The sequence below is a fragment of the Micromonospora sp. CPCC 205558 genome (assembly GCF_036902955.1).
In the GTDB taxonomy this organism is placed as follows: domain Bacteria; phylum Actinomycetota; class Actinomycetes; order Mycobacteriales; family Micromonosporaceae; genus Micromonospora.
The window spans coordinates 298,251-316,530 of sequence record NZ_JBAKHR010000005.1 but is presented as its reverse complement, the minus strand read 5'-3'; the positions used below and the strand labels follow the sequence as shown (position 1 = coordinate 316,530).

Here is an 18,280-nt window from a genome sequence, read left to right as displayed (position 1 = left end):
GCCGTAGCGTGCCGGGTATGAATCGCACGGATCGCCTCTACGCGCTGGTCGAGGAGTTGCGGGCGGTGTCACCGCGCCCGCGCAGCGCCCGCTGGCTGGCCGCGCGCTTCGAGGTGAGCAGCCGGACCATCGAACGGGACCTCGGCGCGTTGCAGGAGGCCGGGGTGCCGATCTGGGCCGAGCCCGGGCGCACCGGCGGCTACGTCCTGGACCGCGCCCGCACCCTCCCGCCGGTCAACCTGACCGCCGCCGAGGCGGTGGCGATGGCCGTGGCGCTGCACCGGCTCGCCGGCTCGCCGTTCGCCGGGCCGGCCGTCACCGCCCTGCGCAAGCTGGTGGCGGTGCTGCCGGCCGCCGACGCCGCCGAGGCGCACCGCCTCGCCGGCCGGGTGCACCTGATCGGCGACGGCCCGGCCACGCCCGTCCCGGCCACCGTCGCCGACGCGGTCACCGCGCGGCGGGTGCTGCGCATCCGGTACGCCGACCGCGCCGGCGCCGACTCGACCCGTGACGTCGAGCCACTCGGCTACCTCGGCAACGCCCGCCACTGGTACCTGGTGGCCTGGTGCCGGCTCCGTGACGAGCTGCGGTGCTTCCGCACCGACCGGATCCTGGCGGTCCAAGAGCTGCCCGACGTGGTGGCCCGGGAGCTACGCCTGACGGATCTCGACATCCCGCACGAACGGGTGCGCCCGCTGAGCCTGGTCTGAAACGGGGCTCGGTGCGCCGGGCCCGGCCGGACCTCGTCGGTGAAAAATCCCGTCAGGTGATCCGGAAACACCGACAGGACGCTGTCGCGGACGGCCTAAAGACTGCTCCAGACGACGGCCGAACGGCCGGCACGAAACCTCTGGAGGCATTACATGTCGAGATCCACCACGCCCGTCACCTGGTTCGAGATCGGCACCGACCGGCCCGAGGACGCGGAGGGGTTCTACGGCGAGCTGTTCGGCTGGGCCTTCGAGGAGCAGGGCCCGCCCAACGGCGGGTCCTACCGGGTGACCGGGGCCGGTGGTGATACCGGGATCGGCGGGGCGATCCGGGCGACCGACGGGACGTCGCCGAACTACACGGTGTTCTACGCCGAAGTCGCCGACGTCGCGGAGACCTGCCGGCGGGCCGAAGCGGCCGGCGGCCGGGTGCTGGTGCCCGCGCGTACGACACCGAGCGGTCTCACGTCGGCCCACCTGCTCGACCCGGCCGGCAATCACCTGGGCGTGTTCACGCCCCCGCCCCAGCAGAGCTGACGCCCACCGGGGCTGGGCGATTCCCGGTCCCGGCCCGCGCTCCCGAACTGATCGGCCCTGGCCCCGGCTGGGCTTGGCACCGGGTTGGCCTGGCCTTGCTCTGGTCCCGTCCGGGGCTGGGCTGGTCCCGGGGTTCCTGAGCTGGTCCCGGGGTTTCTGAGCTGGTCCCGGGGTTCCTGAGCTGGTCCCGGGGTTTCTGGGCTGACACCCCGAGCCGCGACGTTCAGCCGCACCCTTTCCGCGGATCTTGCACTTGCTGTCACGGCATAGAGGGCATTCCACGCATCTCGGCGACCGAAACTGCAAGATCGGCGCGGGCGTGGGGCGCGGGTGGGGGAGTGATCCGAGGAGCCCGGTCAGGTCATCGTGATTCCGGCGGGCAGGGCGTGTCATTGGGAAGTTGGCCTGGCACGAGGGGCCTCAGGGCACCCGTGATCGACTCCGTTTTCATGATGTCGTGGTGTCCCGCGCACTCGGACACCGCGACTTCACGGAAACCGAGTGGATCAAGCCGCGACGGGCCCGACCGGCCCTGGCCTGAGACGGCAGACCGGGGCCGGTCGAGGTGTATCTAGGCCGGCACCCGCACGACAGGGCGGACCGGGGCAGGCCGGGGTGCGCTGAGGCCGGCCCCGGCCTGTCGGTGCCTGCCGCCCCGGCCTGTCTGTGCCTGCCGGCCCCCGGCCTGTCTGTGCCTGCCGGGGCCGGCCCGCCTGACTACTTGCCGGGCGTACCTTCGCCGTGCTGTGCGCCTGGGCCGTGGTGGGCGCCGCGGTGGCCGCCGGGGCCGGGGAAGACGCCGGCCTCGACGGCCTTGGTGATGGCGTCGGCCTGCTCCTGGGTGAGCTTGCCGTCCTTGACCGCCTGCTCCAGGCGCTGCTTGAGCGCCGCCTGCCGGTCCTCGGCGGACGGGCGCTGCGGACGGTCGGTCGGCCGGTGCTGCTCGCGGATCTTCTCCAGTGCGGCTGTCACCTTGTCGGTGGGCACGCCCAACTCCTTGGCGAGCGCCTCGGCGAACTCGCCCTGCCGGTCGGCCCGCGCGCCCGGAGCCGGGGCGGTGCTGGCGCTCGATGTCGGCGTGGAACTGTCGGCGGCGAACGCGATCGTCGGGGCCGCGATCCCGACGCCGAGGACGCCGGCGGTGGCCAGGCCGGCCAGCAGGTGCTTCCTGCGGATGGTGCGGGACATGCTGTCCTCCAGAGGTTCGGTCATCGTGCGCTGTCGTGACCGACAGTGACCGGGCAGTCTGGGCGGAAGCCGTGGCGACCCTGTCAGCGAGCTGACAATCCTGGCCGGCGGTAGCCGAAATCGGTTGTGTCGTCGCTGGCTGAGCGGTCAGGGTGGACGATCCACCGACGGAAGGACACGCGAAATGCCCGTCGAAATTCGGGAGATTCCACTCGCGGAGCCGGCGTCTGGGCCGTACGGCATCACGCCTGGCCCGGACGGCGCGCTGTGGCTGACGCTGGCCCAGGCCGGCGGGATCGCCCGGTTGTCGCCCGACGGCGCAGTCCGGACCTACCCGCTGGAGCCGGCGGGTGGTCGCCCGCTGATCATCACGACCGGGCCGGATGGCGCGCTCTGGTTCACCCGCTCGGGGGACGACCGGATCGGTCGGATCACCGTCGACGGTGAGCAGCGCACCATCGCCCTGCCGGCAGGCACCGGGCCGTGTGGCATCGCGGCCGGGCCCGATGGCGCGCTCTGGTACGCCGGGATGACCTCCGACACGATCGGCCGGGTGGAGACCGATGGCACCCACAGCGCATTCCCGCTGCCGGTGATCGGCGGGTTCGCCTCGATGATCACTGCTGGCGCGGACCAGGCTCTCTGGTTCACGCTCAACCAGGCCAACGCGATCGGCCGGATCGACCTCGACGGCAGGATGACGTTGTACCCGCTACCCACCGAGAAGGCGGGCCCGGTCGGCATCACCCTCGGCGACGACGGCACCATCTGGTTCGTGGAGATCGCTGCCGGTCAACTCGGCCGGATCGACCCGGACGGCGAGATCGTCGAGTTCCCGCTGCCGGACCGGGCGGCCCGTCCGCACGCGATCGTCGCCGACCCGGACGGCGGCGCGTGGTTCACCGAGTGGGGTGCCAACCGGATCGGCCATCTCGATCCCGCCGGACGGATCGAGGGCTACGCCCTACCCACCCCCAACGCCGAACCGCACGGCATCACCCGCACCCCCGCCGGCGTCTGGGCCGCCCTGGAAATCGGCGCAATAGCCCACCTAACCCCACCCCCCTAACCCACCCACCCCACCGCCACCCCACCGCCAACCCACCACCAACCCACCACCAACCCACCGCCACCCCGCGACGATCATGAAGTTATTGCCACGACACGCCGGCCTCAGTGACAACAACTTCATGATCAACGGAGGTGGCAGGGCGGAGGCGGAGGGGGCAGGAAGGCGGAGGGGGGCAGGAAGGCGGAGGGGGCGCGGGGCGCGGGGGCGGGCGCGGAGGGGGCGCGGGCGGTGGGTTGGGCTTTATTGGACGGCGGGGGTTGTGGTGAGGGTGGCGGTGGTGGTGTCGAGGGTGGCCTTCGTGCCCACCGGGACGGATAGTTGATTGGGGCCGTGACCGATGGGAAGGCCGCCGAGGACCGGTACGCCCAGGTCGCCGAGGCGTTCGGTGAGCACGTCGACGATCGTGGTGTCCCAGCCGTCGCCGCAGTCGGTGAACTGCCCGACGGCCACCCCGGCCAGCCCGTCCAGCGCGCCGGCTCGACGTAGGTGGGTGAGCATCCGGTCGACCTTGTACGGGGGCTCCTGCACGTCCTCGATCAACAACACCGCACCGGTCAGGTCGGGCAGGTCCGGGGTGCCGATCGACGCGGCGATCATGCACAGGTTGCCGCCGAGCAGGGTGCCGGTGGCGCGACCAGGGACGCGTACGTCGAAGGTCTCCTCGGTGGGGACCGCGGTGATCGACACCGGTTCGGTGGTCATCAGCGCCGCGTGCAGGGATTCGGCGGAGCGCAGCGGGGTCCGCTCGTCGCGCCAGGCCGCCCCCGGGCCGTGCACCCCGGCCAGGCGGGCGCCCCGCCACAGTGCGAACTGCAACGCGGTGATGTCCGAGAAGCCGGCCACCACCTTCGGGTCACGGCGGACGGCGGCCATGTCGATGGCATCCACGATCCGTTGGGCGCCGTACCCGCCCCGGGTGCAGATCACCCCTCGAATCTCCGGATCGGCGAAGGCCGCGTTCAGGTCGGCGGCGCGCAGGTCGTCGGTGCCGGCGAGGTAGCCGTGGCGGGCGTACGCGTTCGGCGCCGGCACCGGCCGCAGGCCCCATCCGGTGAGCAGCTCCACACCCCGGGCCACCCGCTCCGGCGAGGTCGGCCCGGACGGCGACACCAGCAGCACCGTGTCACACGGGCGCAGCACGGGCGGGCGTACGACAGTGCTGTCCTCGCTGATCACAACCGCAGAGCCTAACCACCCCGCCGTGGCCGGGGCCCTCGCACGGGCAGCGCGGGACCCTCGCACGGGAGGCGGGAGGCGGGAGGCGGGCGGCGGGAGGGCGCGGCACGGGCAGCGCGGGACCCTCGCACGGGCGGCGGGAGGCCGCGGCATGGGCAGCGCAGGACCCTCGCACGGGCGGCGGACGGCCGCCGCACGGGCAGCGCGGGCCCTCCGCACGGCAGCGAGAGCCTGCGGCACGGGCGGGTGGGAGGCCGCGCGGCCCGTGCCGGGGCGTGGTGCCGCGCGGTGTACCGGCTAGCCTCGACGGGTGGCAACCGCGCTGGTGATCGAGAACGACCCGACGGACGACGCGCGCCGGCTGGGCGAGTGGCTGACCGAGGCTGGGCTGGAGCTGTGGGTGGTTCGCCCGCACGCCGGCGACGAGCTCCCCGCCGACCTGGAGGGGTACGCGGCGCTGGTGGTGCTCGGCGGCGAACAACAGGCGTACCCGTTGCCGGACGGCTCGCCCGGCGCGCCCTGGTTCCCGGCGGTGGAGGGCCTGCTGCGCAAGGCGGTCCGGTACCGGGTGCCGACCCTGGCGGTCTGCCTGGGCGCGCAGCTGCTCGCCACCGCGCACGCCGGGTTGGTGGAGCGCAGCCCGTCCGGGCCGGAGATCGGCCCCGGCGTGGTCGGTCGGCGCGACGCCGCCGAGAGCGACCCGTTGTTCCGGTACGTGCCGTTGATCCCGGACGTGCTCCAGTGGCACTCCGACGAGGTCACCGAGCTGCCTCGCGGTGCGACCCTGCTGGCCGCGTCCACCCGCTACCCGCATCAGGCGTTCCGCCTCGGTGATCGGGCGTGGGGGTTGCAGTTCCACATCGAGTGCGACGCCGCGATGATCGCGGACTGGGCCACCGACTCGACCCAACTCGCCGAGCTGGGCTACGACCCGGAGCTGGTGGTCGCGGCCTGCGCCTCGGTGCTGGCCGACGTCGAGGAGGTCTGGCAACCGTTCGCCGCCCGGTTCGCCGCGCTGGCCCTCGGCGAGCTGGACGACAGCACGACGCGGCGCGGCCTGCCGCTGCTCGGGCACTGATGAGCCGGCCGACCAGGGCACCGGGCCGGCTCGCCCGGTACGGCTTCGGCATCGCCGAAGGCGACGGCGGCGCGCGCGCCGCGGACCTGCTCGGCCCGGAAGGGTTGCGGCTGTGGCGGCCGGTCGAGCAGGAGCCGGTCGACGAGGTGGCCGGGGAGCTGCTCGCCGCGCTGTCCCGGGCCGCCGACCCGGACCTGGCGCTGCGCCAGCTGCACCGCATCGTGGAAGCCGAGAGCCGCAGCGCCGACGGCAGCGCCGGAAGCCGCAGCACCGACGGCAGCCTCGGATCGCCGCTGCTCGCGGACCTGCACGACGACCCCGGGCTGCGGCGGCGGCTGATCGCGGTGCTCGGTGCGTCGGCGGCGCTCGGCGACCACCTGGTGGCCCACCCCGAGCACTACCAGGCGCTGCGGACCGCCCCGGACGGGCTCGCGCCGGCCGCCGAGGGGCTGCTGGAGCCGTTCGACGGCGGCAACCCGGTGGCGGCGCTGCGGACCGCGTACCGCCTGGCGTTGCTGCGGATCGCGGCGGCCGACCTGACCGGCGGGCGCGGCCTGGAGCAGACCATGGCCGCGCTCTCCGCGTTGGCCGACGCGACGCTCTCCGCAGCGTACGAGATCGCGGTCGCCGAGTTGGCCGACGGCACCGAGCGGCCGCGGCTGGCGGTCGTCGCGATGGGCAAGTGCGGCGGCGACGAGCTGAACTACGTCTCCGACGTGGACGTCATCTTCGTGGCCGCCGAGGACGCCGACCTGTCCGCCGCGACCCTGGTGGCGACCCGGTTGATCTACATCTGCGGGCTGGTCGCCTGGCCGGTGGACGCGGCGCTGCGCCCCGAGGGCAGCCGAGGCCCCCTGGTGCGGACCCTCGCCAGCCACCTGGCCTACTACCGGCGGTGGGCGCGCACCTGGGAGTTCCAGGCGCTGCTCAAGGCCCGCCCGGCCGCCGGGGACCTGCCGCTGGCCCAGGAGTGGATCGACCAGCTCGCGCCGCTGGTCTGGCGGGCGGCCGAACGACCCGAGGCGGTCGAGGACGTCCGCGCCATGCGCCGCCGGATCATCGACCACATCCCGCCGAAGGAGCTGGAGCGCGAGATCAAGCGCGGTCCCGGCGGGTTGCGCGACATCGAGTTCGCCGTCCAGTTGCTGCAACTCGTGCACGGTCGCGGTGACGAGACGCTGCGCGAGCCCGGCACCATCCCGGCGCTGCGCGCGCTCGTCGCCGGCGGCTACGTCGGTCGGGCCGACGGCGAGGCCCTGTTGCGCGGCTACCGCTTCCTGCGCAGCGTCGAGCACCGGCTGCAACTACAGGGCCTGCGTCGTACGCACACAGTGCCCGCCGAGCCGGGCGCGCTGCGCTGGCTCGCCGCCGCGCTGGGTTTCACTGCCGCGCCGGGGCGCAGCGCGGTGGAGAGCTTCCGGGCCGAGTGGGTCACCCACGCCACCGAGGTACGCCGACTGCACGCCAAACTGCTCTACCGGCCGCTGCTGGAGTCGGTGGCCCGGGTGCCGGCCGACGGGTTGCGGCTCACCCCGGAGGCGGCCAAGAACCGCCTGGAGATCCTCGGCTTCGCCGACCCGGCCGGGGCGTTGCGCCACCTCCAGGCGCTCACCGGCGGGGTGAGCCGTACGGCGGCCATCCAGCGCACGTTGCTGCCGGTGCTGCTCAGCGAGTTCGCCGACGCGCCGGAGCCGGACCGAGGGCTGCTCAACTACCGGAAGGTCTCCGACAAGCTGGGCAGCACCCCCTGGTATCTGCGGTTGCTGCGCGACGGCGGCCCGGTCGCCCGTCGGCTGGCCCGGGTCCTCGCCCTGTCCCGGTACGTCGCCGACCTGCTCGCCCGCGACCCGGAGGCGCTGCGGCTGCTGGCCGAGGAGAACGAACTGGCCCCGCGTTCCCGTGACGTGCTCCGGGAGGGGTTCCTGGCGGCGGCGGCCCGGTATTCCGACCCGGTCGAGGCCACCAGCGCGGTACGCGCGCTGCGACGTCGGGAGCTGGTCCGGGTGGCCTGCGCCGACGTGCTCTGCCGCGCGGGCGCGCTGGCACCCAGCCCCACCCGGCCGGACGGCGCGATCCGGCCCGCCCCCGGGCTGTCCGACATCACCCAGGTCGGTACGGCACTCGCCGACGTCACCGACGCCACACTGGCCGCCGCGCTGCGGGCCGCCCAGGCCAGTCAACCCGCGCCGGAAGGGCTGCGGTTCGCGGTGATCGGCATGGGCCGGCTCGGCGGGTACGAGTCGAACTACCTCTCCGACGCCGACGTGCTCTTCGTCTACGACCCACCGGCCGGCGTCAGCGAGAGCGCGGCCAGCGCCGCCGCGCACGCCGTCGCCGAGGAGCTGCGTCGACTGCTCGGCGTGCCCGCCCCCGACCCGCCGCTGGGCGTCGACGCCGACCTGCGGCCGGAGGGCCGCCAGGGTCCGCTGGTCCGCAGCCTCGCCGCGTACGCCGCGTACTACGCCCGCTGGTCGCGGGTGTGGGAGGCGCAGGCCCTGCTGCGCGCCCGTTTCGTCTGCGGTGACGCCGACCTGGGCGCCGAGTTCGAGGCGATGATCGAGCCGGTGCGCTACCCGGCCGACGGGTTGACCCGCGAGCAGGTCGTCGAGATCCGGCGGATCAAGGCCCGGGTGGAGACCGAGCGGCTGCCCCGGGGCGCCGACCCGGCCACCCACACCAAACTGGGTCGCGGTGGGCTCGCCGACGTGGAGTGGGCGGTGCAACTCGTCCAGCTGCGGCACGCCGGGGCGATCCCGGAGCTGCGCGGCACGCGTACCCTCGATGCCCTCGCGGCGGCCGAGCGGGCCGGCCTGATCGACCCGGCGGACGCCGCGGAGATGGCTGCCGGCTGGTCCCTGGCCGCGCAGGTCCGCAACGCGTTGATGCTGGTCCGGGGTCGGGCCGGCGACCAACTGCCCCGGCACGGGGTGGAGTTGGCCGGGGTGGCCCGGCTGCTCGGCCGCGACGACCCGGGGGAGTTCCTCGACGAGTACCTGCGCACCGGCCGCCGCTCCCGCGCCGCGGCCGAACGGGTCCTCGATGCCTGACGCGTCGCCGCGCCCCACCGGGCAACGCGTCGTGGGCACCGGCTGGGCGGCGGCGACCGGGGCCGCGGTGCTGCTCGCCGTCGCGTTCCTCCTCGCTTCGCCGATGGGCACCGACCTCGCCGCCCAGGTGGCCCGGGCCGGCTTCACCGAGCGGTACGGGGCCGCGCCGGTCGACTTCGGCTGGTATGGCGGCGTCAACCAGTACGGCTACAGCCTCTTCACGGCCCGGTTGGGCGCGCTGATCGGGGTGCGTCCGCTGGGGGCGGTGGCCGCCGTGGTCGGCGCTGCCGCGCTGGGGTGGCTGTTCACCCGCAACCGGGCCCGCCGGCCGCTGCTGGCCGGCGTACTCGGCGCGGTGGTGCTGGTCGGCAACCTGGCCAGCGGTCGGATCACCTTCGCCGTCGGGTTGGCGTTCGGGCTGCTGGCGCTCTGCGCGGTCAGCGCGGAACGTCCACCGCGCTGGCTCCGGTTGACGCTCGCCGCCGCCTGCGCCGCCCTGGCCACGGCGGCCAGCCCGGTCGCCGGGCTGTTCACCGGGCTGGCCGGCGCGGCGCTGCTGCTGGCCGCCCTGCGCACCGGTGACGGGCCGGGCCGCCCGCTGCCCGGCGGATGGCGGGCCGAGCGACCACTGGCCGAGGGGTTCGTCCTGGCGGTGGCGCCCGCCGTCACCCTCGCCCCGATGGCGTTCGTCTTCGGCAACGGCGGAACCCAGCCGTACTCGGCCGAGTCGATGCGCATCAACGTCGCGCTCGCGGTGCTGGTGGCGGTGGTGCTGCCGCGTCGCCGCCGGGTGCTGCGTGTCGGCGCGGTGCTCACGGTGCTGCTCCTGGTCGGCGCGTACTACCTGCCCAGCCCCATCGGCTCCAACGCGCTGCGACTGCCGATGCTGTTCGCCCTACCCGTGCTGGCCGGGTACGCCGCGTTGCCGAAGCCGTGGCTGGCCGGGCTGCTGGCCGCGACCGTCTGGTGGCAGTCGCCGGTGATGGTGAGCGACGTGACCCGGGCTGGCGCCCCGGAGAGCGCCGCGGGCTTCTACCGACCGCTCGTCGCCGAACTCGACCGGCGGCAGCCGGCCGGGCGGGTCGAGGTGGTGCCGCTGCGCGACCACTGGGAGTCCGCGTACCTGCCACCGACAGTGCCACTGGCCCGGGGCTGGGAGCGCCAGGTCGACAGTGATCGCAACGCGCTGTTCTACGACGGCAGCCTGAGTGCGCAGACGTACGAGCGGTGGTTACGCCACGAGGCGGTGAGCTATGTGGTGCTCGCCCCGGACGCACCAGTCGACCGGTGGGGCCGCGACGAGGCCGCGCTGATCCGCGCCGGCCTGCCGTACCTGCGGGAGGTCTGGCGTGACCCGACCTGGCGGATGTACGCCGTGGCCGATCCGACCCCGCTGGTCGGTGCCCCCGGGCAGCTCGTCACGGCCGACCGCGCCTCGGTCCGACTGACCGCCGCGCCCGGCGACGTGCCGGTGCGGGTCCGGTGGTCGCGCTGGCTCTCGCTCACCGGCCCGGACGGCTGCGTGCGCCCCGGCGCGGACGGGTTCACCGAGGTGCGGGTCCGCACGGCCGGCGACTACACGATCTCCAGCGGACTCACTCCGGCGAACCACTGCTGACGGTGCTGCCGTCGCCCTCCGACCGGGGTGCTGGCAGCATGTCCGGCGTGCCTACCCACCTCGCGCGCTGGACCGGCCTGGCCGGCTCGATGCTGCTCGCGTTCGCAGCCTTCCTCGGCGGCGCATTCCCCGGCGGCCCCCTGCGCAGCACCCCGGTCAGCATCTGGCAGGGGTCCAACGGTCCGCTGATCCTCGCCGCCTGGGCGGTCGGCACCGGTCTGATGGCGTACGCGTGGTGGGCACTGCGCGACGGGGGACCCTCGACCCGGTGGGCCCTGGTCACCGTCGGGCTCTGGCTGCTGCCGATGCTGATCGCGCCGCCCTTCGGCAGCCGGGACGTCTACGCGTACGCCTGCCAGGGCGCCAGCTTCGCCGGTGGCATCAGCCCGTACGAGCAGGGCGTGTCCGCGCTGCCGTGCCCCTGGCTGGACACGGTCTCGGTCATCTGGCGCGACAGCCCGGCACCGTACGGTCCGCTGTTCGTGCTCATCGCGGGCGCCGTGGTGAAGGCCACTGGTTCGCTGACCGCCAGCATCGTGGTGTTCCGGGCGCTGTCGCTGGTCGGCGTGGTCCTCGCCGCGTGGGCCGTACCAGCGCTGGCACGTCGGGCCGGGGTGCCGGCGAAGCGGGCGGTGTGGCTGGCGTTGGGTTCCCCGCTGGTCGCCGCGCACCTGATCGGTGGGCCCCACAACGACGTGCTGATGCTCGCCGCGCTGGTCGGTGGGTTGGCCGTGGTGGCGTCGCACCCGGGCCGCCGCGCGATGCTGCTGGTCGGCGGGTTGCTCCTCGGAGTCGCGGTGGCGATCAAGGTGACCGCCGTGGTGGTGGTGCCGTTCGCCGCGCTGGCCGCCACGGCCGGGCCGTACCGGATCCGAACGCTGATCCGCGACGGGGGCTGGGTGGTCGGCGGCGCGGTCGCCACGGTGTTCGGCGTGACCGTCGCCGGTGGGCTGGACCTTGGTTGGGTCGGCGGGCTGTCCCAGGGAGGCGCCGCGATCGCCTGGACGTCCCCACCGACCGCTGTCGGGCAGACCGTCGGGTACGTCGCGGCGCTGTTCGGCGGACACATCGACGCGTTGCCGGTCACTCGCGGGATTGCCGTGGTTCTCCTGGCCGTACTGCTCGTCTGGCTCTGGTGGCGGGCCCGCACCCGCGACCCGCTCTACTACGCCGGCCTCGCGCTCGCCCTCACCGTCGCGCTCGCCCCCGTCGTGCACCCCTGGTACTGGACCTGGCCGCTGTTCGTGCTGGCGGCCACCGCACAGCGGACCAGGTGGTTCACAGTGGTCGCCCTGGTCGCGTCGTTCCTGGTGCTGCCCGACGGCACCGGGCTGCCCCGCTACACCAAGACGGTCGGGGCGCCGCTGATGACGCTGTTGGTGATCGTGGTGGTCATCGGGTTGGTACGGTCGGCTCGGGCGGCCCGTCGACCGGTCGCCGCCGACTGAGGGAAGGTGCGCCGGTGACCGCTCCCGGTGCCTCTCTCTCCCGGTACGCCGGCCTGCTCGGCGCGGTGCTGCTCGCCGTGGCCGGGTACCTCGGCGGGGCGCTGCCCGACGCCCCGTTCGGCGCGACACCCGCGTCGATCTGGCGAGCCCCGGACGGCCCGGCCACGCTGACCTGCTGGCTGGTCGGCACCGTGCTGCTGGTCGGTGCGTGGTGGTCGCTGCGCGGGGGTGCGCCGTCGACCCGTTGGGCGTACGTCACCGCCGGGCTGTGGGCGCTGCCGCTGCTGGTCGCGCCGCCGCTGGGCAGCCGGGACGTCTACTCGTACGCCTGCCAGGGCTGGACGTACGCGCACGGCGTCGACCCGTACACGGTGGGGGTGGCGGCGGCGGGCTGCCCCTGGGTGGACACGGTGGCCCCGATCTGGCGGGACACCCCGACGCCGTACGGGCCGGTGTTCGTCCTGCTCGCGGCGTTGGCGGTCGGTCTCGGTGGTGGGCTCACCGGGACGATCGTGGCGCTGCGGGTGATCGCCGTGGCGGGGCTGCTGCTGGCCGCGTTCTGCCTGCCCCCGCTGGCGCGGGCGGCCGGGATACCGCCCCGGCGGGCGGCCTGGTTGGCGCTGGCCGGCCCGCTGGTCGGCGTGCACCTGGTGGCCGGCGCGCACAACGACGCCGTGATGCTGGGCCTGCTGCTGTGTGGGTTGCTGGTCGTGGTCCGTCGACCGGGCCGGCTGGCGGCGTTGCTGCTGGCCGGGGTGCTGCTCGGACTGGCGGTCACGGTGAAGGCCACGGCCGTGGTGGTGGTGCCGTTCGCCGTGTTGGCCGGGGTGCATGGCCGGTACACCGTGCGGGCGTTGCTGCGTGCTGGCGGCTGGTTGGTTGGCGGGTCGCTCGTCGCGCTGATGGTCACCTCGGCGGTGTCCGGGCTCGGGTTCGGCTGGGTGGGCGGGCTGACCCACAGTGGTGACTCGGAGCAGTGGACGTCACCACCCACCGCCGTCGGCTTCGTGGTGGACTACGCCGGCGCGCTGGTCGGCCGGGACCCGCAGGCGGTGCCCGTGGTCCGGGCGGTCGCACTGGTGCTGCTCGTCGGGGTGCTGGTGGTGCTCTGGTGGCGGGCCTGGCGGACATTGCGCGGGTTGAATGACGACCGGCTGCGGGTGGCACGGGTCGAGGCGGCACGTCCTCAGGTGCATTGGGCGGTGTGGCCCTGGGTGGCGGGGGCTTGGGCGGGGCGGCCCCGGGCGGCCGGCTTGGCGCGGCCCTGGGTGGCGCTGCGCGGTGCGGCGTTGGCTCTGGTCGCCACGGTCGTCCTGTCCCCGGTCTTCCACCCCTGGTACGCGACCTGGCCGCTGGCGCTGCTCGCGCTGGCCGCTTCGAGGACGACGTGGTTCGTGCTGCCGGCAGCGGCGGCGGCCTTCCTCGCCCTGCCCGACGGCACCAACCTGGCCCGCTTCACGAAGGCACCCGGCGCCCTGGCAATGACCGCCCTGCTCGTGCTCCTGTTCGCGCTCCGCCGCCGCCCGTCCCCGGGGCCAACCCGCCGATCATGAGGTTGACGGGCGACAAACCGGACGGAATGTCTGGGCAATCTCATGATCGTCAAGCTTGTGCGGTCAAGATCGTGCTCGAACGTGGATGTAGTGGCATCCGGCGCGGACACCACTACATCAATGATGGAGCACGATCTTCGCTCGGTCCGTCCGTCAACCTCACGATCAACCAGAAGGTGGTGGTCAGGCGCGCGCGCCACAGGTGGGGCAGGGTTGGCCTGAGAGTTGGGGGGTGACGGTCCGGCGGGAGCGGATCAGGACGGTCAGGAGCAGGACGGCGGGGCCGGTGAGCGCGACGGCGCCAGCGGTCACGGCCAGTTCCGCGAAGGTGACGGCGCCGTGTGCCGGGCTGACGCCGCCGGCCAGGCCGGGCACCGCCAGGAAGCCGGCGGGGGTGAGCAGTGTGACGAGCGCCCAGCCGCCGCGGGTGTCCCCGCCCAGTGCCAGACCCATGGCCAGCAGAGCCCCGACGACCAGCAACAGTCCGCCGACGGTGGGCAGGAAGACCTCCATGGCGGCGCCGTAGTACATGAAAATCGGGCCCAACCCCACCAGGAATTCCGCCGCCGCCGCCGCCAACAGCGCGGACAGCAGCGGTGCGAGGCGGAACGCCGTCGGAAGTCGGTCGGGCAGGGCCAGCCCCAGCAGGCCCAGGACGACCTGCGGCAGCAGCACCATCAGCGGCGGTCGGGGTGCGTCGAGCGCCGCGGCCACCGGTGGCAGCGCCAGCGTGAGCAGCAGCGCGACGGTGATGGCCCACCGCGCGACCCGGCTCGGCGCGACGGCGATCACCACCGCCGCCAGCAGCCATGCCGCCCACGCGACGACACCGAGCGACACGAACGGGCCGACGTGGGGGACACCCCACTCCACGGGCGGTGGATGCAGCTCCGCCGTACCCCAGACACCGGCGAGGGCGCTCGCGGTGACCAGGGCGAGCAGCGCCGCGAGGCGTACCCCGGGGATCAGGTCGGTGACGCCCGCGGCCCGCAGCCGCTGGCGGAGGCCGCCGCGCACCAGGTCCGCGGCGTCCGCCGGCGTCGGCCAGCGTTGGTCAGGGACGGCCAGGTCGAGGTAGGTACCGACGATTTCGGCACCGCGGGCACGCCGGTAGTCGGTGGGGTACGCGCGCAACAGCCGGAGGTAGCGGCGTTCCAGGTCGTTCATGCCAGCCCTCCGACCGTGCGTGGGGTGATCGGGAGGGCGGCCCGAGTCCGCTTGGACAGCCGAGTGGTGGCGGCTTCGACGTTGCGGCGCAGGCGCTCGGTCTCGGCGCTCAACGTGGTTTCGCCGCTGGCGGAGAGGCGGTAGTAGCGACGCAGTCGGCCGTCCACCACCTCTTCCCGCTCGACCTCGACGAGGCCGGCGTCGACCAGTCGGTCCAGCGCCCCGTAGAGCGTTCCGGGGCGTAGCGACACCCGATTGTCGGAGAGAGCGGCGACCTCACCGATCAGCCCATAGCCGTGCATCGGCTGGGCGGCCAGCGCGGTGAGGATCAGGAAGGTTGGTTCGCGCAGCGGTGTGTCCACGCGAACAATATATCGGACGCGAAGGTATGTCGGGGGGTGGCGCAACACGGACCGGGCCGGCCCCGCGATGAGCGGAGCCGGCCCGGCCGGTGTTCGAGCGACTGCTCAGCAGTCGTCGTGCAGTTGACTGCTCAGCAGTCGTAGTACATGGCGAACTCGTGCGGGGTCGGGCGCAGGCGCACCGGGTCGACCTCGTTGGCGCGCTTCCAGTCGACCCAGGTGGAGATCAGGTCGGGGGTGAAGACGCCACCGTCGAGCAGGTAGTCGTGGTCGGCCTCCAGCGAGTCGAGCACGGCCGGCAGCGAGCCCGGCACCTGCTTGACGTCGCCCCACTCCTCCGGCGGGAGGTCGTAGAGGTCCTTGTCGATCGGCGTCGGCGGCTCGATCTTGCTCTTGATGCCGTCCAGGCCGGCCATCATCATGGCCGAGAAGGCCAGGTAGACGTTGGCCGACGGGTCCGGGACGCGGAACTCGACGCGCTTGGCCTTCGGGTTGCTGCCGGTCACCGGGATGCGGGTGCAGGCGGACCGGTTGCGCTGCGAGTAGACCAGGTTGACCGGCGCCTCGAAGCCCGGCACCAGGCGGCGGTACGAGTTGACCGTCGGGTTGGTGAAGGCCAGCAGCGACGGCGCGTGGTGCAGCAGACCACCGATGTACCAGCGGGCCATGTCGGACAGGCCGGCGTAACCGGTCTCGTCGTAGAACAGCGGCTCACCGTTGAGCCAGAGGCTCTGGTGGGTGTGCATGCCGGAACCGTTGTCACCGAACAGCGGCTTGGGCATGAACGTCGCGGTCTTGCCGTTGGCCCAGGCCTCGTTCTTCACGATGTACTTGAAGAGCTGGAGCTGGTCGGCGGCGTGCAGCAGCGTCGAGAACTTGTAGTTGATCTCGGACTGGCCGGCGGTGCCCACCTCGTGGTGCGAACGCTCCACGGTGAAACCGGTGTCGACCAGCCGGCGCACGATCGAGTCACGCAGGTCGGCGTAGTGGTCGACCGGCGGCACCGGGAAGTAGCCACCCTTGTACGCGGTCTTGTAACCGCGGTTGCCGCCCGGCTCCTCGCGGCCGGTGTTCCACGCGCCCTCGATCGAGTCGATGTAGTAGAACGACTGGTGCGCCGAGGTCTCGTGGCGGATCGAGTCGAAGATGTAGAACTCCGCCTCGGCGCCGAAGTAGGCGGTGTCGGCGATGCCGCTCGCCGCCAGGTACGCCTCGGCCTTCTTCGCCACGTTCCGCGGGTCGCGGGTGTACGCCTCGCGAGTGAACGGGTCGTGGATGAAGAAGTTGAGCGCGAGAGTCTTCTGCGCGCGGAACGGGTCGATGAAAGCGGTGGCGACATCCGGGAGCAGGAGCATGTCCGACTCGTGGATCGCCTGGAAACCGCGGATCGACGAACCGTCGAACGCGAGGCCGTCGGTGAAGAGGTCGTCGTTGACGGACTCGACCGGCAGGTTGAAGTGCTGCATCACGCCGGGCAGGTCACAGAAACGAACGTCGACGAACTTCACGTCCTCGTTCTTGAGGTATCGCAGCAGTTCCTCGGGATTGGCGAACACACATCCTCCTGGCACGTCCACGGGGTGGCTAGGCTTCTGGCGACGCTAGGGCCGGGGGGTTGCCCGGCCGTGTCTCCGTTGTTTCTGCCGTGTTACGTCCCTCGCGGAGGGTCAGGAACGTCCCTGCCCGCGCCTCCGGCCCGCCAGGAACGCCGTACCGACTGTGCCAGTGTAATGACATCTGATGCCTTTGGCCTGAATCGGCACACAGTGGCGGCGGCACTCGACAGACCCTCATACCGGCGCGGATACCCTTGACCGCTGTGACCAATCCGCACCCTCCGGCAGCGCCGGCCACCGACCCCACCTTCACCGCGCCGAGCCTTGGTCGGCGGTTCGGGGCGCTGATCATCGACTGGGTGCTCTGCCTGCTGGTGTCCAACTTCTTTGCCGACCCGGTACGCGACGGCTGGGCGCCGGTGCTGGTGCTGGTCCTGGAGTACGGCATCTTCCTCGGCCTGTTCGCCCAGACACCCGGCATGTACATCACCAAGATCCGCTGCGTGAACTGGCACGACGGTGGCCGGATCGGCGTGCTCCGGGCGCTGATCCGTGGCCTGCTGCTGGCCCTGGTCGTCCCCGCACTGATCATGGACGAGCACCGGCGCGGCCTGCACGACCGACTCGCCGACTCGGTCATCGTCGACGCCCCCCGCGCCTGACCCGACCCTCTGCGCCCCCGAAGGCGGCTGAGCCGAGCTCGGCAGCCCAAGATCGTGCTCGATCATTGATGTAGTGGCATCCACGCGCCACTGAGACCACTACACCCAGGTTCGAGCACGATCTTGGCGACGAAGCGCGAGGCGCGAGGCGCGAGGCGCGAGGCGCGAGGCGACGGGACCGACGGGGCGACCCGCATTCGACGCCCCGACGCGAAAGAGCCGGACCCGCATGGGTCCGGCTCTTGTCGGCGTACGCCGAAAGGGGTCAGCGGCCCCGCGACTGGCGGAAGGCACCCGGCGGGCGCATGTTCTTCGGGATCGCGCCCTTGGGCATCTGCGGTCGGGCGGTGAGCGCCTTGAGTCGCTTGTCCAGCGAGTTGACGTCCTTGCCGGAGAGGGCGCGGGGCAGACGCAGCAGCGTCGTGCGCAGCTTGCGGATCGGCAGCTCGCCCTCCTCCTGCCCGATCACGTAGTCGTGCAGGGGAGCGGAGCCGATCACCTTGGACAGCCGCCGCTTCTCCTGGCCGAGCAGGCCGCGCACCCGCTGCGGGTTGCCCTCGGCCAGCAGGATCACGCCCGGACGGCCGATCACCAGGTGGACCATGTCCATCTGGGTGGTCGAGCTGACCGCCGGGGTCACCCGCCAGTCGCCGCGCATGTTCTCCATGATCTGGGCCGCCGCGCCGGGTTGCCCCTCGGCGGCGTTCATCATCGCCTTGTTGGATCGCAGGTTGAGCACGATCAGCACCGCGAGCAGGATGAACAGGATGCCCAGCGGCAGCCAGATCCAGCCCCAGAAGATCACCGCGACCACGGTGAGCGCGAGCGGGATCAGCACCGCCGCCGCGACCAACGGCGCGAACCACCGGTCCTGCTTGGCGGTGAACTGGAACACCATCCCGATCTGCTTCAGCCGCTGGCCGAACGAGACCTTCTCCTGGGGCTTTGCCATGCCGCAGAGTCTAGTGGTCGCCGCCGGCCCGGTTGATCCGCGTCCGGGTGCCGGGGCAGCTGAGTACCTTACGTCTCCGTACGCCTCCTTACCCGCCGGGTAAGGAGGCGCTGAGCCGGGAAGATGAGGCGGCATGCCCATGCCCGGGTGGGGC

15 protein-coding genes are annotated in these 18,280 nt (G+C 73.0%); 9 read left to right on the top strand and 6 right to left on the bottom strand.

The features are described from left to right. Nucleotides 1-17 precede the first annotated feature (17 nt). Both V6U86_RS06490 and V6U86_RS06485 read left to right on the top strand, forming a co-directional pair. Nucleotides 18-710 (top strand): helix-turn-helix transcriptional regulator, encoded by a 693-nt coding sequence (locus V6U86_RS06490; RefSeq protein ID WP_334499521.1) that lies wholly within the window; start codon nt 18-20, stop codon nt 708-710. 153 nt (nt 711-863) lie between these two features. Further along, on the top strand, nt 864-1,247 hold the full coding sequence (locus tag V6U86_RS06485; RefSeq protein ID WP_334499518.1) for a VOC family protein: 384 nt from the start codon (nt 864-866) through the stop codon (nt 1,245-1,247). A 717-nt stretch (nt 1,248-1,964) separates the two neighbouring features. Here V6U86_RS06485 and V6U86_RS06480 read toward each other — a convergent pair. Beyond that, nucleotides 1,965-2,435 (bottom strand): hypothetical protein, encoded by a 471-nt coding sequence (locus tag V6U86_RS06480; RefSeq protein ID WP_334499929.1) that lies wholly within the window; start codon nt 2,433-2,435, stop codon nt 1,965-1,967. A gap of 184 nt (nt 2,436-2,619) precedes the next feature. Between V6U86_RS06480 and V6U86_RS06475 the strand changes: the two genes are divergently transcribed. Beyond that, nucleotides 2,620-3,504: a Vgb family protein gene (locus V6U86_RS06475; RefSeq protein WP_334499516.1), complete on the top strand. Its 885-nt coding sequence runs from the start codon at nt 2,620-2,622 to the stop codon at nt 3,502-3,504. Between the two features lie 243 nt (nt 3,505-3,747). Here V6U86_RS06475 and V6U86_RS06470 read toward each other — a convergent pair whose 3' ends face one another. Further along, the gene (locus V6U86_RS06470) at nt 3,748-4,683 is read right to left on the bottom strand and encodes a S66 peptidase family protein (protein ID WP_334499514.1); all 936 of its coding nucleotides are present in this window, start codon (nt 4,681-4,683) and stop codon (nt 3,748-3,750) included. Between the two features lie 310 nt (nt 4,684-4,993). Between V6U86_RS06470 and V6U86_RS06465 the strand changes: the two genes are divergently transcribed. The 5 genes from V6U86_RS06465 to mptB (V6U86_RS06445) are packed head-to-tail and all read left to right on the top strand — an operon-like array spanning nt 4,994 to nt 13,427. After that, nucleotides 4,994-5,761: a type 1 glutamine amidotransferase gene (locus tag V6U86_RS06465; RefSeq protein WP_334499512.1), complete on the top strand. Its 768-nt coding sequence runs from the start codon at nt 4,994-4,996 to the stop codon at nt 5,759-5,761. Next, entirely contained in the window at nt 5,761-8,808 is a 3,048-nt protein-coding gene (locus V6U86_RS06460) for a bifunctional [glutamine synthetase] adenylyltransferase/[glutamine synthetase]-adenylyl-L-tyrosine phosphorylase (protein WP_334499510.1), read from the top strand. The genes V6U86_RS06465 and V6U86_RS06460 overlap by 1 nt, the downstream gene beginning before the upstream one ends. After that, nucleotides 8,801-10,426, top strand: coding sequence for a hypothetical protein (locus tag V6U86_RS06455; RefSeq protein ID WP_334499508.1), 1,626 nt, complete (start codon nt 8,801-8,803; stop codon nt 10,424-10,426). Before V6U86_RS06460 ends, V6U86_RS06455 begins: the two co-directional genes overlap by 8 nt. 47 nt (nt 10,427-10,473) lie before the next feature. After that, the gene (mptB, locus tag V6U86_RS06450; protein ID WP_334499506.1) at nt 10,474-11,874 is read left to right on the top strand and encodes a polyprenol phosphomannose-dependent alpha 1,6 mannosyltransferase MptB; all 1,401 of its coding nucleotides are present in this window, start codon (nt 10,474-10,476) and stop codon (nt 11,872-11,874) included. Nucleotides 11,875-11,888: 14 nt separating this feature from the next. Beyond that, a complete protein-coding gene (mptB, locus tag V6U86_RS06445) occupies nt 11,889-13,427 on the top strand; it encodes a polyprenol phosphomannose-dependent alpha 1,6 mannosyltransferase MptB (protein ID WP_334499504.1) in 1,539 nt (512 codons plus the stop codon). 183 nt (nt 13,428-13,610) lie between these two features. Here mptB (V6U86_RS06445) and V6U86_RS06440 read toward each other — a convergent pair whose 3' ends face one another. From V6U86_RS06440 to glnA, 3 genes are all read right to left on the bottom strand, one after another. Continuing rightward, nucleotides 13,611-14,594: a hypothetical protein gene (locus tag V6U86_RS06440; RefSeq protein ID WP_334499502.1), complete on the bottom strand. Its 984-nt coding sequence runs from the start codon at nt 14,592-14,594 to the stop codon at nt 13,611-13,613. Next, nucleotides 14,591-14,956 (bottom strand): PadR family transcriptional regulator, encoded by a 366-nt coding sequence (locus tag V6U86_RS06435; protein WP_334499501.1) that lies wholly within the window; start codon nt 14,954-14,956, stop codon nt 14,591-14,593. The genes V6U86_RS06440 and V6U86_RS06435 overlap by 4 nt, the downstream gene beginning before the upstream one ends. Before the next feature lie 131 nt (nt 14,957-15,087). Further along, nucleotides 15,088-16,512: a type I glutamate--ammonia ligase gene (gene glnA, locus V6U86_RS06430; protein ID WP_334499500.1), complete on the bottom strand. Its 1,425-nt coding sequence runs from the start codon at nt 16,510-16,512 to the stop codon at nt 15,088-15,090. A gap of 263 nt (nt 16,513-16,775) precedes the next feature. On the opposite strand from glnA, the gene V6U86_RS06425 reads away from it, so the two are divergent. Continuing rightward, nucleotides 16,776-17,174 (top strand): RDD family protein, encoded by a 399-nt coding sequence (locus tag V6U86_RS06425; protein WP_334499498.1) that lies wholly within the window; start codon nt 16,776-16,778, stop codon nt 17,172-17,174. Nucleotides 17,175-17,439: 265 nt separating this feature from the next. On the opposite strand, the gene V6U86_RS06420 is transcribed toward V6U86_RS06425, so the two are convergent. Continuing rightward, entirely contained in the window at nt 17,440-18,126 is a 687-nt protein-coding gene (locus tag V6U86_RS06420; RefSeq protein WP_130403179.1) for a DUF4191 domain-containing protein, read from the bottom strand. Nucleotides 18,127-18,280 lie beyond the last annotated feature (154 nt).

Coding starts and splice junctions, on each gene's coding strand:
- V6U86_RS06490 (WP_334499521.1), top strand. CDS start 18: ATGAATCGCACGGATCGCCTCTACGCGCTGGTCGAGGAGTTGCGGGCG.
- V6U86_RS06485 (WP_334499518.1), top strand. CDS start 864: ATGTCGAGATCCACCACGCCCGTCACCTGGTTCGAGATCGGCACCGAC.
- V6U86_RS06480 (WP_334499929.1), bottom strand. CDS start 2,435: ATGTCCCGCACCATCCGCAGGAAGCACCTGCTGGCCGGCCTGGCCACC.
- V6U86_RS06475 (WP_334499516.1), top strand. CDS start 2,620: ATGCCCGTCGAAATTCGGGAGATTCCACTCGCGGAGCCGGCGTCTGGG.
- V6U86_RS06460 (WP_334499510.1), top strand. CDS start 5,761: ATGAGCCGGCCGACCAGGGCACCGGGCCGGCTCGCCCGGTACGGCTTC.
- V6U86_RS06455 (WP_334499508.1), top strand. CDS start 8,801: ATGCCTGACGCGTCGCCGCGCCCCACCGGGCAACGCGTCGTGGGCACC.
- V6U86_RS06440 (WP_334499502.1), bottom strand. CDS start 14,594: ATGAACGACCTGGAACGCCGCTACCTCCGGCTGTTGCGCGCGTACCCC.
- V6U86_RS06420 (WP_130403179.1), bottom strand. CDS start 18,126: ATGGCAAAGCCCCAGGAGAAGGTCTCGTTCGGCCAGCGGCTGAAGCAG.